The sequence below is a fragment of the Streptomyces sp. G7(2002) genome (genome assembly GCF_028870195.1).
GTDB classification, from domain to species: domain Bacteria; phylum Actinomycetota; class Actinomycetes; order Streptomycetales; family Streptomycetaceae; genus Streptomyces; species Streptomyces nigrescens.
In genome coordinates this window covers 924,801-942,225 of sequence record NZ_CP102609.1, presented here as the reverse complement: position 1 = coordinate 942,225, position 17,425 = coordinate 924,801, and the positions used below count along the sequence as shown (strand labels likewise).

Below are 17,425 nucleotides of genomic sequence, written 5' to 3'. Positions count from 1 at the left end.
CGCGCCATGAAGAAGGAGAACGGCGTCCTCGCCGACGACCGGGACATCGCCGTCATCGGCCTGTCCCTGCGGTTGCCCGGCTCGCGCACGCCCGAGGAGTTCTGGAGCCACCTGGCCGAGGGCCGCTCGCTCATCAGCGAGGTCCCCGAGCGCCGCTGGCGCAAGGAGGACCACCTCGGCCACCCGCGCCGCGAATTCAACAAGACCAACAGCGTCTGGGGCGGCTTCGTCGACGACGCCGACTGCTTCGACGCCGACTTCTTCCAGATCTCCCCGCGCGAGGCGCAGTCCATGGACCCGCAGCAGCGGATGGCCCTGGAGCTCAGCTGGCACGCCCTGGAGGACGCCGGCTACCGGGCCGACCGCGTCGCGGGCTCCCGCACCGGCGTCTTCATGGGCGTCTGCCACTGGGACTACGCCGAGCTGATCGAGCAGGAAGTCGAGGAGATCGACGCCTACTACCCGACCGGCGCCGCGTACGCGATCATCGCCAACCGGGTCTCCCACCACTTCGACTTCCGTGGCCCGAGCGTCGTCAACGACACGGCCTGCGCCGCCTCGCTCGTGGCCGTGCAGCAGGCGGTGCAGGCCCTGCAGGCCGGCGACTGCGACCTCGCGCTCGCCGGCGGCGTCAACCTGACCTGGTCGCCGCGGCACTTCATCGCGTTCGCCAAGGCCGGCATGCTCTCGCCCGACGGCCGGTGCCGGGCGTTCGACGCGGACGCCAACGGCTATGTGCGCGGCGAGGGCGGCGGCGTCATCCTGCTCAAGCGGGCCGCGGACGCCCGCCGCGACGGCGACGCCGTTCACGCAGTGATCAAGGGCATCGGCAGCAACCACGGCGGGCGCACCAGCTCGCTGACCGTCACCAACCCGGCCGCACAGGCCGAACTGATCGCCGGCGTCTACCGCAAGGCCGGTATCGCACCCGAGACCGTCACCTACGTGGAGACCCACGGCCCCGGCACCCCGGTCGGGGACCCGATCGAGATCCGCGGCCTCAAGCAGGCCTTCGCCGACCTGGGCACGGACCGGACCGCCGAGGCCCCGGCCCACCGGTGCGGCATCGGCTCGGTCAAGACCAACATCGGCCACCTGGAAGGGGCCGCCGGCATCGCGGGCATGCTCAAGGTCATCCTCGCCATGCGCCACCGCAAGCTGCCCGCGACGGTCAACTTCCGCAAACTCAACCCCCTCATCAACCTGGACGGCAGCCCGCTGTACGTCCTAGACCGCCTCACCGACTGGGACACCGAAGGGTCCGCACCGCTGCGCGCGGGCGTCAGCTCCTTCGGGTTCGGCGGGACCAACGCCCACGTCCTGCTGGAAGCCGCGGACCCGGTGGCGGCCACCGAGGACGAAGGCGAACAGTGGCTGCCGGTGTCCGCCAAGGACGAGGAGCGGCTCCGTGAGACGTGCGCCCGGCTCGCCCGCTGGGTCCGGACCCGGATCGAGCAGAACGAGCTCCCGGCCCTCACCGATGTCGCCCGCACGCTGCGCGAAGGCCGGGTGCCCCTGCGCGAGCGCGTGGTCTTCCGCGCGAGCGGCATCGAGGAGTGGGCGGCGCAGCTGGAGAGCGTCGCCGCAGGGGAGGAGCCGCCCGCGCACTGCCCGCGCGGCCGGGCCGGAACCGAAGCCCCCGACGGTCTGGACGCGGACGACCTGACGGCCCTGGCCGAGCGCTGGCTGGAGAAGGGACGGCAGGACAAGTTCGCGGCCGCCTGGGCCCAGGGCCTGCCCGTGGACTGGGAGCAGTGGCCCGAGCACGGCCGCCGCGTGCACGTGCCCGGCTACGCGTTCGCCAGTACTCCGCACTGGTTCCGGACGGACCGGGACGAGACGACCGGGAAGCCGGAGCGCGGCGTGACGCCCACCGCTCCCGCCCCGCTCGGCGAAGGAGAGCCGGAAGGCGGCGACTGGACCTTCCCCCTGCGCTTCGACGCCTCACAGGGATTCGTCCGCGACCACCTCGTCAACGGCGCACGGATCGTTCCCGGAGTGGTGGCCCTGGCACTCGTCACCGAGGCAGCCGGACGGGCCGCCGCCGCAGACGCCCGGGCCGGGCTGGCACCCCGCATCCGCAACGCGGTGTGGATCCGCCCGCTGCTCGTCGGCGACACCGGCCTCACCGCGCAGCTCCGCCTGACCCCCGCCGCCGACGGCTACGACTACGCGATCACCGACGACCACGGCACGCAGTACACCAGCGGCCGCGTCGAGTACGGCGAGCCCGCCGCGGCCGAGAGGACGGACCCGAGCGCGCTGCGCGAGCGGTTCCCCCAGCGTGTCGACGCCGCCGAGGGGTACGCCGCGCTACGGTCCAGCGGCATCGAGCACGGCCCCGCTCTGCGCGGCCTCCACGCCCTGCACCGCGGTCCGGACGGCGTGCTGGCCGAACTGCGGCTCCCTGCGGGTGTCCCGGACGGCATGGCGCTGCAGCCCGCGATCCTCGACAGCGCCCTCCTCGCGTGCCTGGCCCTCGGCCCGGCCGACGGCGGCTGGCGCAGGCCCGCCGCCCCCGCGGTGCCGTTCGCGCTGGACCGCCTCACCGTGCACGCGGCGACGACCCCGACGATGTGGGCGTGGCTGCGGCCGGCCGGCAGTGGCACAGCCGGCGGGACGACCGGAGCCGACATCGACCTGTTCGACGAGAACGGCCGGCTGTGCGTGCGCTTCAGCGGCTACACGTCGAGGGAACTGCCCACCGCACGACCGGCGGCGGCCCAGGCCCCGGAAGGGGAGCTTCTGGAGCTCACCGGCGTCTGGGAGGCGGACCCTGCCCCGGCACCCGCAGCCGGGCAGGCCACCCCGGCCGGCCCGGTGACGGTGCTCAACGCCGCACTGGACGACGACCTCGCGGCGGCGAGCGCCGCACGGCTGGGAGTGGACATCCGACAGCTGGCGGTTCCGGCGGCAGCGGCCGATGTCACCGATGCCGAAGCCATGAAGGCGGCGTTCGCGGCCTGTTACCCGCAGGTTCGGCAACTGGTCGGTCAGGGACGGCAGGTGCTCGTCGTCGCACCGGGTGCACCGGACTCGCCGGTCTACGTCCCGCTGGCGGCGCTGCTGAAGACCGCACAGCAGGAGAACCCTTCGTTCCGGGGCAGGCTGGTGCTCCTCGACGCCTACGACCCCCGCGACGCCGACCGCTTCGAGCGGGTCGTCCGCGCGGAGGCAGGTGCCGGAGACGACACCGAGGCCGCTTACGACGCCCAGGACCGCCGCGTGCGGCACGGCTTCGTGGAACTTCCCCGGAACGAGGAGGGGGAGAGCCTGCTCCGCGACCGCGGCGTCTACTGGATCACCGGGGGCGCCGGCGGACTCGGTCTGCTGCTCGCCGAGCGGCTCTGCCATCGCCACCGCGCCGTGGTCGTCGTCAGTGGCCGCGCGGCGCACAGCCGGGCCGTCGAGGCACTGCGGGCGCGCCTGCCCCACGGTGAGGTGGCGTACTGCCGCACGGATGTGACGGATGCGGACGCCGTGCGGGACACGGTCGCGGAGATCCGTGCGCAGCACGGACGGCTCGATGGCGTGTTCCACGCGGCCGGCGTCCTCGATGACGGCTACCTCGCGAACAAGCCGCTCGCGGGCACCGCCGCCGTACTCGCGCCCAAGGTGGACGGCGCCACGTACATCGACGACGCGACGCGCGCCCACGGCCTGGACTTCCTCCTGCTGTTCGGCTCCGTGGCGGGCGCCTTCGGCAACGCCGCGCAGGCCGACTACGCCGCCGCCAACGCCTTCCTCGACGCGTTCGCCGCACGGCGGCAGGCAGCCGGCAGCGTGACCCGCTCCGTCGACTGGCCGCTGTGGGCCGACGGCGGTATGCGCGTGGACGATGCCAGCCTCGCCTACCTGCGCAAGCGCACCGGGACCGTGCCCCTGCCGAGCGAGGCCGGCCTGGACGCACTGGAGCGCGCGCTGCGCTCCGACGCCCCGGTCCGCCGCGTGGTGCTCTTCGGGGAGCGCTCCAAACTGCTCGTGTACGCGGGCCTGGACCGTGCCGCGAAGCCGGAGCGGCGCGCGTCCGGGGTGCAGCGGGACACGGCCGCGCCGGCCGTCCTGGAGGAGAGCGAACTCGTCGCCCGTACACAGGACCTGCTGCGGAACCTGTTCGCCGAGGTGACCCGGCAGGACGCGGAGCACATCCTGGTCGAGGAGAAGCTGGAGACCTACGGCATCGAATCGATCTCCATCGTCGACCTGACCAGCAGGCTGGAGGACACCTTCGGTTCCCTGCCCAAGACGCTCTTCTTCGAGCACGTCGATCTGCGGGGCGTGGCGGGCTACTTCGTCGCCGAGCACCGCGAACGACTCCTCGAACTCTTCGCCCCCGAAGCACCCGCTCCCCAAGCACCCGCCCCCGAAGCACTCGCGCCCGAGCAGCCCGCCCTTCAAGCGCCTGCCGTTCAGAAGGTGCCCGCTGCCGCGCCCGCCCCGGCCGTCAGGCCGTCCGGTCCGGACCGCCACGACATCGCGGTGATCGGTATGGCGGGCCGGTACCCGGGCGCCGACACCCTGGAGGAGTTCTGGGAGCTGCTCAGCGAGGGCCGGCACAGCTTCGAACCCGTCCCGGAATCGCGGTGGCGGCACAGCGACATCTACTTCGACGAGCGTGATGTCGACGGCAAGACCGTCGTCAAGACGGGCACGTTCCTGCGGGACGTGGCGGCGTTCGATCCGCGCTACTTCAACATCTCCCAGCGCGATGCCGAGCTGCTCTCCCCGGAGGTCCGGCTCTTCCTGCAGGCGGGCGTGGTGGCCCTGGAGGACGCGGGCTACTCGCGCGAGACGCTGCGGCGCCGCTACGACGGCGATGTCGGCGTGCTCGTCGGCTCGATGAACAACAGCTACTCGCTCTACGGCTTCCAGAACATGCTGATGCGCGGCACCGCGACCAGCGGCAGCGAGCTCGGAGTGATGGCGAACATGCTGTCCTACCACTACGGCTTCACCGGGCCGTCCGTGTTCCTCGACACCATGTGCTCCTCGGCGTCGGCGTGCGTGCACCAGGCGGTGCGCATGCTGCGCGGCGGCGAGTGCCGCATGGCCGTCGTCGGGGGCATCAACCTGATGCTGCACCCGTTCGACCTCATCGCGACCTCACAGGCTCACTTCACCACCAAGTCGGCCGATGTGGTGCGCAGTTACGGCCTCGGCGCCGACGGCACGATCCTGGGCGAAGGCGTGGGCACGCTCGTGCTCAAGCCGCTGGCCGAGGCCGTCGCCGACGGCGACCACGTCTACGGTGTGATCAAGGGCAGCGGTATGACCAACGCCGGGGTCCGCAACGGCTTCACGGTGCCGAGCCCGCAGCAGCAGGCCCGCGCCATCGAGAAGGCGCTCGACGACGCCGCCGTGGACGCGCGCACGATCAGCTACCTGGAGGGCCACGGCTCGGCGACCTCCCTCGGCGACCCCATCGAGATCAAGGGCGCCGCCCTCGCGTTCGGTCGCGACACCCAGGACCTGGGGTTCTGCGCGCTGGGCTCGGTCAAGTCCAATGTGGCGCACCTGCTGTCCGGATCCGGCATGGCCGGCCTGACCAAGGTGCTGCTGCAGCTCAAGCACCGCACACTGGCGCCCTCACTGCACGCCGGGACGCTCAGCTCGGCGATCGACTTCGACAAGACGCCGTTCGTGGTGCAGCGCCACCGCGACACCTGGCGGCGCCCCGTGGTCGGCGGCGAGGAGGTGCCGCGCCGGGCGGGCGTCACGTCCATCGGCGCCGGCGGCATCAACGTGCACATCGTCGTCGAGGAGCACGACGGGCAGGTCGCCGCCGCACCGGACAGCGGCCGCCCGCAGCTGCTGGTGTTCTCCGCCATGACGCCCCAGGCCCTGCAGAAGGTGCTGCGCGATGTGCACGAGTGCATAGCGGAGACCGCACCGGGCCTGGACTCCCTCGCGTACACCCTGCAGACCGGCAAGAACGAACTGCCGTGCCGGCTGGCCTTCGTCGCCGACGACATCGCGGTCGCGCAGGCCCGCTTGGCCCGGTTGTCCGCCGTGGACTGGACGGCACCGTCACCCGGTGTGCCCGCAGGCGTGCACTTCACGGCGAGCACGCTGCGGCGCCGGCGCACCGCCGACGCGGCGACCGTCGAACAGGCCCTGTACGAGGGTGAGTTGGCGGACCTGGCGCAGCACTGGACGGACGGCGCGAGCCTCGACTGGGACCGGCTGTGGCCGTCGGGAAGCCGCCCGGCCAAGCCGTCGCTGCCCGCCTACCCCTTCGACAAGGTGCACTGCTGGTACCCCGAGCACGACGACGCGCCCAGCGTGCTGCGGCCGCTCGCCTTCGCCGGGCGCGCCCACCCCTGGGTCGGTGTCAACGCCTCGGATCTCAACGGCGTGCGCTACACCCTCCGGCTGCGCGGGGACGAACTCCTCGACTACGTCCACACCGTGGGGCGCAAGCGCCGTTACGCCACGGTGGCGCTGCTGGACGCGGCACTGGCGTTCGCGCGGCTCGCCGGGCTGGCCGGGCCGCTGCGGCTGCGGAACGCGCAGTGGGCGGCGCTCCCGTCGCCCTCGGACGCCCCCGAGACGTTCACCTGGCGGCTCGGCGCGTCCGGCGACGGTGTGCACCGCGTCGAGCTGTGGCACGCCGACGAGGCCACGCTCCGGTTCGCCGCCGAGGTCGTACCGTCCGCGCCTGCCGAGGACGCGTCGATGCCGCAGGTGATGAAGGCGCCCGCGACCCTCGACGGGGACAGCTTCTACGCCGCGCTCGGCACCGCGGGCCTCGACGCCCGGCCGTACGCCCGCAGCGTCGAAGGGGTCACGGAACTCGACGACCACCGGCTGCTCGTACGGGTCGCCGAACCGGCCATGTGCCAGGACCCGCACAAGCAGCAGGTGCACCTCCCGGCCTGGGCGCTCGCCGGGCTGCTCCAGGGTGTTCAGCACACGCTGGGCCGGGCCGACGCCGCCGTGGTGCGGGTCGGATCCGTGCAGGGCGAGCAGTGGGAGCGCACCCGGGCGATCGTCCTGGCGCGGATGTCCGACGCCGTCTTCATCGCGGCTTTCCTCGACGAGGACGGCCGGGTTCTGGGCCGGGTCGAGGACGCCGAGTTCACCGCCGGCGACCTCCCGCCGGCCCTCCCCGGCGAGGCCGGACGGGCACTCGTGGCACTGCCGCAGGCGTCGCGTCCGGTGCTGCAGGCGCCGGCGGGCACGGAGGAGCGGCAGCAGCCGGAGGCCGAGCCGACAGTGCCCGTGCCGGTGGCCGTGGACAGGCTGGCGGCCGCGGACGAGCCGGTGGTCGCGGACGAGACGGAGGCGCTCGTCGTCGCGTCGCTGCGCGAGACCGTCGCCGACCTGCTCAAGTTCGACCTGGCCGACATCGACCTCGACACGCACTTCCACGCGTACGGCTTCGAGTCCATCGCGCTGGCCAAAATGGCCTCGGAACTCAACGGCATCCTCGGCACGGACCTCACCCCCGCCGTCTTCTTCGAGTGCCCCGACATCCGCAGCCTCGCCGAGCACCTGCTCGACCGCTACGGCCCCGAGCTGACCCTCCCCACGGTCACCGGCGCACCCGTCCCGGTCGCCGCCACCCGGCCGTCCCCGGAGCCGGCACCGGAACCCGGGCCGGACGACGGCGCGGTGGCCATCGTCGGCGCCGCCGGGCGGTTCCCCGGCGCGGACGACCTGGACACCTTCTGGCAGCAGCTCCGCGCGGGCGAGGACCTGATCACCGACTACCCCGGCGACCGTTTCGACGGCCCCTACGCGGACGTGGTGGCGCGGGCGGACTTCCCGAAGTTCGCCGGCCGGATCGACGGCGTGGACCGCTTCGACGCGGACTTCTTCCACCTGTCGCGGCTCGAAGCGGAGCTGATGGACCCGCAGCACCGCCTGGCACTGGAGACGGTGTGGGATGCGCTGGAGAACGGCGGCTACGCCCCGGCGCGCCTCCCCGCCAACACCGGGGTCTACTTCGGCGTCTCCGGCAGCGACTACCACCACCTGCTCAACGCCAGCGGCGTGGCACCCGACGGTTACACCGCCACCGGCAACGCCCACTCGATGCTGGCCAACCGGATCTCCTACGTCCTGGACGTGAACGGACCGAGCGAACCCGTCGACACCGCCTGCTCCAGCTCGCTCGTCGCGCTTCACCGCGCCGTCGAGAGCATCCGGTCCGGCCGCTGCGACATGGCCATCGCGGGCGGTGTCAACCTGCTGCTGAGCGTGGACACCTTCGCCGCGACGCACATGGCGGGCATGCTCAGCCCCGACGGCCGCTGCAAGACCTTCTCCGCCGGAGCGGACGGCTATGTCCGCTCCGAGGGCGTCGCCGCGGTGCTGCTCAAGCCGCTCGCCCGGGCGCAGCGGGACGGCGACGCCATCTGGGGCGTGATCCGCGGTACCGCCGAGAACCACGGTGGCCGCGCCGGTTCCCTGACCGCCCCCAACGGCAAGGCGCAGGCCGCGCTGATCCAGGAGGCGATGCGCGGCACCGACCCGGACAGCGTCGGTTACGTCGAGGCGCACGGCACGGGCACCGGCCTGGGCGACCCGGTCGAGGTCAACGCCCTCGACAGCGCCTACCGCGCCCTGCGCACCGCCGAGGGCAGGCCGCCGCACGCGGCCCGGCCGTGCGCGCTCGGCTCGGTGAAGAGCAACATCGGCCACGCGGAGGCGGCCGCAGGCCTGGCCGGAGTCCTCAAGGTGCTGCTCGCCATGCGCCACCGTGAGCTGCCGCCGACCCTGCACTGTGACCGGCTCAACCCGCACCTGCCGCTCGACGGCGGATTCGAGGTCGTACGTACCCTGCGCCGCTGGGAGCCGTGCGCCGACGCCACCGGGGGATCGTGGCCCCTGCGGGCCGGAGTGAGCAGCTTCGGTTTCGGCGGCGCCAACGCCCACGTCGTCCTCGAAGCACCGCCCGTACCGCCCGCACCGGCGGAGCCGGCCCGTACGACCGCCTCCCAGGCCATCGTGCTGTCCGCCCGCGACGGCGAGCGGCTGCGTGCCACGGCCGGACGGTTGCGGGACTTCCTCGACCGGGCGCGCCGTGACGGACACGCCCCGGACCTGGCGGACCTGGCGTTCACCCTCCAGGTCGGCCGGGAGGCCATGGAACAGCGCCTGGGCTTCGTCGCCGGAAGCATCGGCGACGTGCTCGGCACGCTGGACCGGTTCCTCGCGGGCGACGGGCCCTCCACCTGGCACACCGGCGGCATCAGGCGGTCGCGTGGCACCGGAGTGCGGCGCGAGCCCGAGCAGGCACCCGAGGTCACCCGGGCCCTCCGCGACGGACAGCTCGACCGGGTGACGGCCCTGTGGTGCGACGGAGCCCCCGTCGACTGGCAGGCGATCCATCCCGCGGGCGAGCGCCGCACCGTGCAGCTGCCCGCACAGCCCTTCGCCCGCGACCGCTACTGGGTGCCTGCCGGAGACGGAGCCCCCGTCCCACCGCCCGCGGCACCCGCTCCGCCCCCCGCGGCCGAGCCCGCCTTCGAGACCGATGCCCGTGCGGAGCTGCTGCGAGCGGTCCTCGACGGACGTGCCGACCCGGACGCCCTGAGCAGGACCTGACGCTTCCCCCAGCCTCCTCCCTGGACCGGGCGGCCCGGCCGCCCAGCGACCCGGAAACGGAATGAACGTGAGCAGAGACATCCTTCGTGTGCCGGCCTGGCGCGACGAACCGGCGTCGGGGCGCACCGCGCCCCTCGTGACCGGGCGGCTGGTCGTGCTGTGCGACACCCCCGACGCGGACGTGGCCGTCCTGCGCCGGCACCTGCCCGGTGTGTCCGTCGCCCGTGTGGAAAGCCGTGACGACGGGCCCGCCGCTGCCTACGAGCACGCGGCCACCCTGCTGCTCGGCGAGCTCCAGCGGCTGCTGAACCAGCCGGCCGGCGGCACCCGTTCCGTGCAGGTCGTGTGCCGGGAGGGGACTCCGTACGGCTACGCCGGTCTGCTCGGCATGCTGCGCACCGCCGCGCAGGAGGACCCGGCGCTGCACGGCCAACTGATCGAGTGCACACAGTGGCCGCCGGGGGACGAGCTCGCCGACCTGCTGCGCACGGAGTCCGGACAGGCGGACGACCATGTGCGCTACACCGGCGGCCGGCGCCAGGTCCGTTCCTGGACGGCGGCCCCGTGCGCGGCGGCACCCCCTCCGGCGTGGCAGCCCGACGGCGTCTACCTGATCAGTGGGGGAGCCGGCGGCGTCGGCCGCCTGGTCGCCGCCGACATCGCACGGCACGCCCCCGGCGCCCGGGTCGTGCTGTGCGGACGCTCGCCGTTGGGCCTCGGGCCGGGGCAGCCGGGCCCGGCGACCGAGTACCGCCGGGTGGATGTCACCGACGCCGCCGCCGTGGCCGAGCTCGTCAACTCCCTTGTGCGCACGTACGGCAGGCTCGACGGGGTCGTGCACGCGGCGGGCCTGGTCAGCGACGACTACGTGATCCGCAAGTCCCACCAGGACGCCCAGCGGGTCCTGGCACCGAAGGCCGCCGGGCTGGTCAACCTCGACGAGGCCACGCGCCGCCTGCCGCTGGACTTCCTCGTGGCGTTCTCCTCCGGCGCAGGGACGCTGGGCAACGCCGGGCAGGCCGACTACGCGGCAGCGAACGGGTTCCTCGACGCCTACCTCGCCCACCGCGCCGCCCTGGCCGCCGCGGGCGAGCGCCACGGCGCGAGCGTCTCGGTCGGCTGGCCGCTGTGGCAGGACGGCGGGATGAGCGTCCCGGCCGAGGACGTGCCGGCGCTCACCGCACGCTTCGGGCGCCCCCTGGAAACGGACACGGCACTGCGGGCCCTGCACGGCGCACTGGCGCTCGGCACCCCACACCTACTGGTCATGGACGAGGAGAGCGGCGTGGACGAGCAAGGCCCGCAGGAGGCGGAGACGCAGCGGACGGGGCCGACGGAGCTGCGGGCCCGTGTGCTGCCCCTGCTGAAGGAACTGATCGCCGAGACGGTGCGGCTGGACGCCGCCCGGCTGGACGCCGCCGCTCCGCTCGACGGCTTCGGCATCGACTCGCTGGCCGTGACCCGGCTCAACCGCCGGTTCGCGCAGTGGTTCGGCGCCCTGCCCAAGACGGTGCTCTACCAGTACCCGACACTGAACGACCTGGCCGGGCACCTGGCGGAGCAGCACGCGGACGGCTGCCGCCGCTGGCTGAACGACGCAGCGGGGGCCGGAGCATCCGCCACAGCGGCGGCGTCCCCCGCGGCACCCGTTCCGGGTGCGGCACCGGCGCCGGCCACGACGGATGCGCCGGGCACGGCACAGACCGCTCCGTCCGCCGAACTCCTGCGCCCCCGGTCCCGAGAGGCAAGGAACCCGCGTCCGGCCGGTGCGGACGAGCCGATCGCCGTCATCGGCCTGAGCGGGCGCTACCCGGACGCCCCGACCCTGGAGGCATTCTGGGACAACCTGCGCGCCGGCCGCGAGAGCGTCCGCGAGGTCCCCGCCGAGCGCTGGTCGCTGGACGGCTTCTACGAACCGGACCCGCAGCGGGCCGTGCAGCAGGGCGCCAGCTACAGCAAGTGGGGCGCGTTCCTCGACGACTTCGCTCGCTTCGATGCCGCGTTCTTCGGGATCGCGCCGCGCGACGCCGCCGACATGGACCCGCAGGAACGGCTGTTCGTCGAGACCGCGTGGTCGGTGCTGGAGGACGCGGGCTACACGCGGCAGCGCCTCGCCGAGCAGCACGGTTCGTCGGTCGGCGTCTTCGCCGGGATCACCAAGACCGGCTTCGACCGCCACCGCCCCCCGGCGACCGACGGATTGCCGCCCGCGCCGCGCACGTCCTTCGGATCGCTGGCCAACCGGGTGTCGTACCTGCTGGACCTGCACGGCCCGAGCATGCCGATCGACACCATGTGCTCGTCGTCGCTGACCGCGATCCACGAGGCGTGCGAGCACCTGCGCCACGGCGCGTGCGAGCTGGCCATCGCGGGCGGTGTCAACCTCTACTTGCACCCCTCCTCGTACGTCGAGCTGTGCCGCTCCCGGATGCTCGCCACCGACGGGCACTGCCGCAGCTTCGGCGCCGGCGGCGACGGGTTCCTGCCCGGCGAGGGCGTCGGCGCGGTGCTGCTGAAGCCGCTGTCAGCGGCCGAGGCCGACGGCGACCCCATTCACGCGGTGATCGTCGGCTCCGCCATCAACCACGGCGGGCGCACCAACGGCTACACCGTGCCCAACCCGCGCGCACAGGCCGCACTGATCCGCGACGCGCTGGACCGCGCCGGCGTGTCCGCGGCCGCCATCGGCTACATCGAGGCACACGGCACCGGCACCCGGCTCGGCGACCCCGTCGAGATCGACGGCCTGACACAGGCCTTCGCTCCCGACGCCGGCGGGAGCGGTGGGTGCGCCCTCGGCTCGGTCAAGTCGAACATCGGACACCTGGAGGCCGCTGCGGGTATCGCGGGCCTGACCAAGGCCGTACTGCAACTGCGGCACGGCGCGTTCGCGCCCACCCTGCACGCCGAGCGGACCAACCCCGACATCGACTTCGCGGCCACCCCGTTCACCCTGCAGACCGGTATGGCCCCCTGGCCACGCCCCGCCGACGGCGGCCCGCGGATGGCCGGAATCTCCTCCTTCGGCGCGGGCGGCGCCAACGCCCACGTCATCGTCGCCGAGTACCAGGGCACGACGACCGCACCGGCCACGCCCGTCCCGTCCACGCGGCCGGTGCTGCTGCCGCTGTCCGCCCGGACCACCGAGGACCTGCACGCACGGGCCGCCCAACTCTCCGGCCTGCTCCGCTCCGGCGCACCCGTGGACCTGCCCGCCGTCGCGGCCACTCTGCAGACCGGCCGCGAGGCGATGGACGAGCGGGTGTGCTTCGTCGCGAGCACCCCCGGGGAATGGCTCGACCAGCTCGGCGCGTTCCTCGCCGACCCCGATCCGGAGGCCGAGGGCCCGTGGTCCCGCGGCCGCGTCAGGGCCACCCGCGAGACCCTGGCCGCCCTGGCGGAGAAGGACGAACTGCGCGAACTCGTCGCCCGCTGGATCAGCCGCGGCGACTGGCACGACCTGGCCGCCTTCTGGGCCAAGGGCATGCCCCTGGACTGGACCCGTCTGCACACCGGCGCGGACACACCCGCACGGGTCCATCTGCCCGCCTACCCCTTCGCCGGACGGCAGTTCTGGTTCGGCCCGGCCGACAGCGAGCACCCGGCGACGAAGCCGGCGGCCGCCCCGTCCCGCACGACGGCAGCCGGTGCCGCCGACAGCCGGCGCATCCTGCTCGACGCACTGGCCGAGGCCCTGCAGATGCCGGCCGCCGACATCGAGCGCCGCCGCCCCTTCGCCGACTACGGCCTGGACTCCATCCTCGGCGTGAACCTGGTCCACACGCTCAACACGGCCCTCGGCACGGCGCTGGAGACCACCGACCTGTTCGACCACGGCACCGTCGAGCGCCTGCACGCGTTCATCGTCGGTACCTACGGAGACGCGCCGCACGCACAGCCCTCCCCGGCAGCCGACGTCCCGGCGCCGGACGATGACGCCGTCGCCGTCGTCGGGATGGCCGCCCGCTACGCCGACGCCGAGGACCCGCGCGCCTTCTGGGACCACCTGATGGCCGGCCACGACCTCGTCGAACCGGTGACCCGCTGGCCGCTCGGCCAGGAGGTGGCCTGCCGCTCCGGCAGCTTCGTCCGCGGCATCGACCGGTTCGACCCGGTGTTCTTCGCGATCTCCGGCGTCGAGGCCACCACCATGGACCCCCAGCAGCGCATCTTCCTCGAACAGTGCTGGAACGCCCTGGAGGACGCCGGCTACACCGGCGAACGCCTCACCCATCGCAACTGCGGTGTCTACGTGGGCTGTTACACCGGCGACTACCACGACCAGCTGGACGCCCGGCCGCCGGCGCAGGCCCTGTGGGGCACCATGGGCTCGGTCGTGGCCTCCCGGATCGCCTACCACCTCGACCTCAAAGGCCCTGCTCTCACCACCGACACGTCCTGCTCCAGCTCACTCGTCTCCCTGCACCTGGCCTGCCGCGACCTGCTCTCCGGCGACGCCGACATGGCGATCGCGGGCGGGGTGTTCATCCAGACCACGCCGCGGCTGTACGAGTCGGCGACGCGCGCGGGCATGCTCTCGCCCAGCGGCCGTTGCCACAGCTTCGACGCCCGCGCCGACGGCTTCGTCCCGGGCGAGGGCGCGGGCGCGGTCGTCCTCAAACGGCTCGGCGACGCCCGCCGCGACGGCGACCACATCTACGGCGTCGTCCGCGGCTCGGGCATCAACCAGGACGGCACCACCAACGGCATTACCGCCCCCAGCGCGGCCTCGCAGGAACAGCTCCTCCGCGACGTCCACGCCCGCAGCGGCATCGAGCCGGGCGGTATCCAGCTCGTCGAGGCACACGGCACGGGTACCCAGCTCGGCGACCCGATCGAATTCCGCGCGCTCACCCGCGCGTTCGAGGGCGCCCCGGCCGGGAGCGCCGTCCTGGGATCGGTCAAGACCAACATCGGGCACACGCAGTTCGCCGCCGGCATCGCGGGCGTCATCAAGGCGCTGCTGGCCCTGGAGCACCGGCAGATCCCGCCGTCGCTCCACTTCCACGAGGCCAACCGGGCCGTCGTGCTAGACGGCAGCCCCTTCACAGTCACCACCGCCCCGCAGCCCTGGACGGCGCCCGCCCGCGGCCCGCGCCGGGCGGCCGTCAGCTCCTTCGGGGCCAGCGGCACCAACGCACACGTCGTGCTGGAGGAGCACCCGGCCCCCCAGGTGACCGGCGCGGGCGGGGAGCACGCCTTCCTGCTGTCGGCCCGTACACCGGACGCCCTCCGCACCGTCGCCGAACGGCTGCTCGCCCACCTCGACCGCGAACCCGGTCTGCCCGCCGGCGCCGTCGCCTACAGCCTGGCCGCGGGACGCAGCCACTTCGCGCACCGGCTGGCCGTTGTCGCCGCCGGCCTGCCCGACCTGGCGGCACGTCTGCGCTCCTGGCTGTCCGGCACCGCCGGTGACAGCGTGCTGCAGGGGGAGACCGCCGCGGACCCCCGCCCCGTCGGCGGTGTGCGCGCCCTGGCCCCGGCCGCGCTGGCCGCAGCGTACGTACGGGGCGAGGCCGACCGGTTCGCCGACAGCTTCGCGCCCGCCTCGCGCCGCCAAGTGCCGCTGCCGACCTACCCGTTCGAGCGGCAGCGGTACTGGACCGACACGACCGGCACGACCGGCTCCCGGGAAAGCGAGGGGCTCAAGGACACGGCCGCGGCCGCGCATACGGACGGGACCGCGTACCGCCTGCGGCTCGGCGGCGAGGAGTTCTTCCTGGCCGACCACCACGTCAACGGCCGGGCCGTGCTGCCCGGCGTGCTCTCGCTGGAGGTCGCATGCCGTGCCGTGACCGGCACGTCCTTCGCGCCGGTCGGCCTGCGCGATGTCGTATGGCCGGAGCCGTTCCCCGTCGGGGATGACGGCGCCGAACTGCGGGTCGATCTGGACGGCGATGCCTTCCGCGTCCTGCGCGACGGCTCGGCCGTGCACGCCCGGGGCCGGATCGCTGCCCCCGGCTCGCCCGTACCCGCGCCGCTTGACGCCCTGCGGGCCCGCTGCGGCCGGCGCACCCTGTCGCGGAGCCAGTGCCGCGAGGCCCTCGACGCCGTCGGCATCCGCCACGGAGACCGCCTGCGCGCCATCGAAACCCTCGCCGTCGGTGACGGTGAGGTCCTGGCACGGCTCGTCCTGCCCGACGGCGCCCACGACGGCGCGTTCGCGCTGCACCCCGCGATGCTCGACAGCGCCGTCCAGGCCGTCGTCGGCCTCTACGGCGACGCCGCCGGCACGCTCGACGAGCAACGCGGCGCGCCCGCACTGCCCTTCGCCCTGGACGCCGCCGACCTCTTCGCCCCCACCACGGAGCGGATGTGGGCCCACCTGCGCCACACCGAGGGCTACGCCCCCTCGGCCGACCGGGACGTGACGAAAGTGGACATCGATCTGTACGACGACAACGGACGGCTCTCCGCGAGCCTGCGGGGATACGCCTTCCGCCGCATGACCGCCCTGCACGGCGAGGCCACCGCCCTGCACGGCGAGGCCCCGCGCGCGACGCTGCTGGCACCGGTGTGGGACGCCCAGCCCGCCGTGCCCGCCTCGCCCTGGCCCCACCCGCAGACCCGCGTCGTGCTGCTGGGCGGCACCGCCGAGGAACAGGACGGGCTCCGTCGCCGCTACCCGGACGCCACCGTCCTGGATGTCCGCGCCGACGAGCCGGCCGACCGGCTGGCCGCACGGCTGCCCGCCGGCGCCGAGCACCTCTTCTGGCTGGGGCCCGTGCCGGAAGTCCCGTCGTCCGCCCGGAGGGCCGGCCCGACCGGCGACGCGACCGGCGACCCGGCGGCCGCGCGCCACGACGGCGCCATCGCCGTCTTCCGCCTGGTCAAGGCGCTCCTGGCCGACGGCGCGGACGCCCGTGAACTGGGCCTGACCCTGGTCACCCGGCAGGCGCGCATGCTGCCGGGCGACACCGGTGCCGACCCCGCCCACGCCGGTGTGCACGGCCTGGCCGGCACCCTGGCCAAGGAGTACCCGCACTGGCGGATCCGTGTGGCGGACATCGAGGCGGACGGCCCCGTGCCGTGGCCGGCTCTGCTGGACCTGCCCGCCGACCCCCGCGGCGAGCCCCTGGCCCGCCGCCACGGCGAGTGGTACCGCCTGCGCCTGCTGGAGACGGACGGGCCCGGCCTAGCGGCCGCCCCGCGCGAGCCCGGCGGCGTCATCGTGGCCATCGGCGGCGCCGGCGGCATCGGCACCGTGTGGACCGAGCACATGATGCGCCGTCACGGCGCCCGGGTCGTCTGGATCGGCCGCCGCCCGCTGGACGCCGCCATCGCCGCCCGGCAGGAAGCCCTGGCAGCCCACGGCCCCAAGCCGGACTACGTGCAGGCCGACGCGACCGACCGCGAGGCCCTGCGCCGCGCCTGCGACGAGATCGTGCGCCGGCACGGCCCCGTGCGCGGCGTCCTGCACACCGCGATCGTCCTCGGCGACCAGACCCTCGCCCGGATGGACGAGGACCGGTTCCGCACGACCTACGCCGCCAAGGCCGACATCGCCGTGAACCTCGCCGAGGCCTTCGCCGGCCAGCCGCTGGACTTCGTCGCGTTCTTCTCCTCCATGCAGTCCTTCTTCAAGGCCCCCGGCCAGGCCAACTACGCGGCGGGCTGCACCTTCGCCGACGCCTACGCCGAGCACCTGTCCACCCGGCTCGACTGCCCGGTCAAGGTGATGAACTGGGGGTACTGGGCCGGCGTCGGCGTGGTCACCGCCGACGGCTACCAGCAGCGCATGGCGCAGCTGGGCCTGGGCTCGATCGAACCGGACGAGGGCATGGCCGCCTTCGACGCCCTGCTGGCCTCCCCGTACCCGCAGCTCGCGCTCCTCAAGGCCACGGACACCCGCAGCATCGACGGCCTCCACGAC

General features: G+C 73.9%; 2 protein-coding genes (1 of these 2 running past the window's edge). Both read left to right on the top strand.

What is annotated here, in order from left to right; genetic code table 11:
* The first annotated feature begins 6 nt into the window (after positions 1 to 6).
* Entirely contained in the window at positions 7 to 9,552 is a 9,546-nt protein-coding gene (locus tag NUT86_RS03485; protein WP_274733328.1) for an SDR family NAD(P)-dependent oxidoreductase, read from the top strand.
* A gap of 67 nt (positions 9,553 to 9,619) precedes the next feature.
* Positions 9,620 to 17,425 carry the start of an SDR family NAD(P)-dependent oxidoreductase gene (locus NUT86_RS03480; RefSeq protein WP_274733326.1) on the top strand. 16,476 nt of this gene lie beyond the right edge of the window, so only the first 7,806 of its 24,282 coding nucleotides appear in the window; its start codon is at positions 9,620 to 9,622; the stop codon falls past the right edge of the window.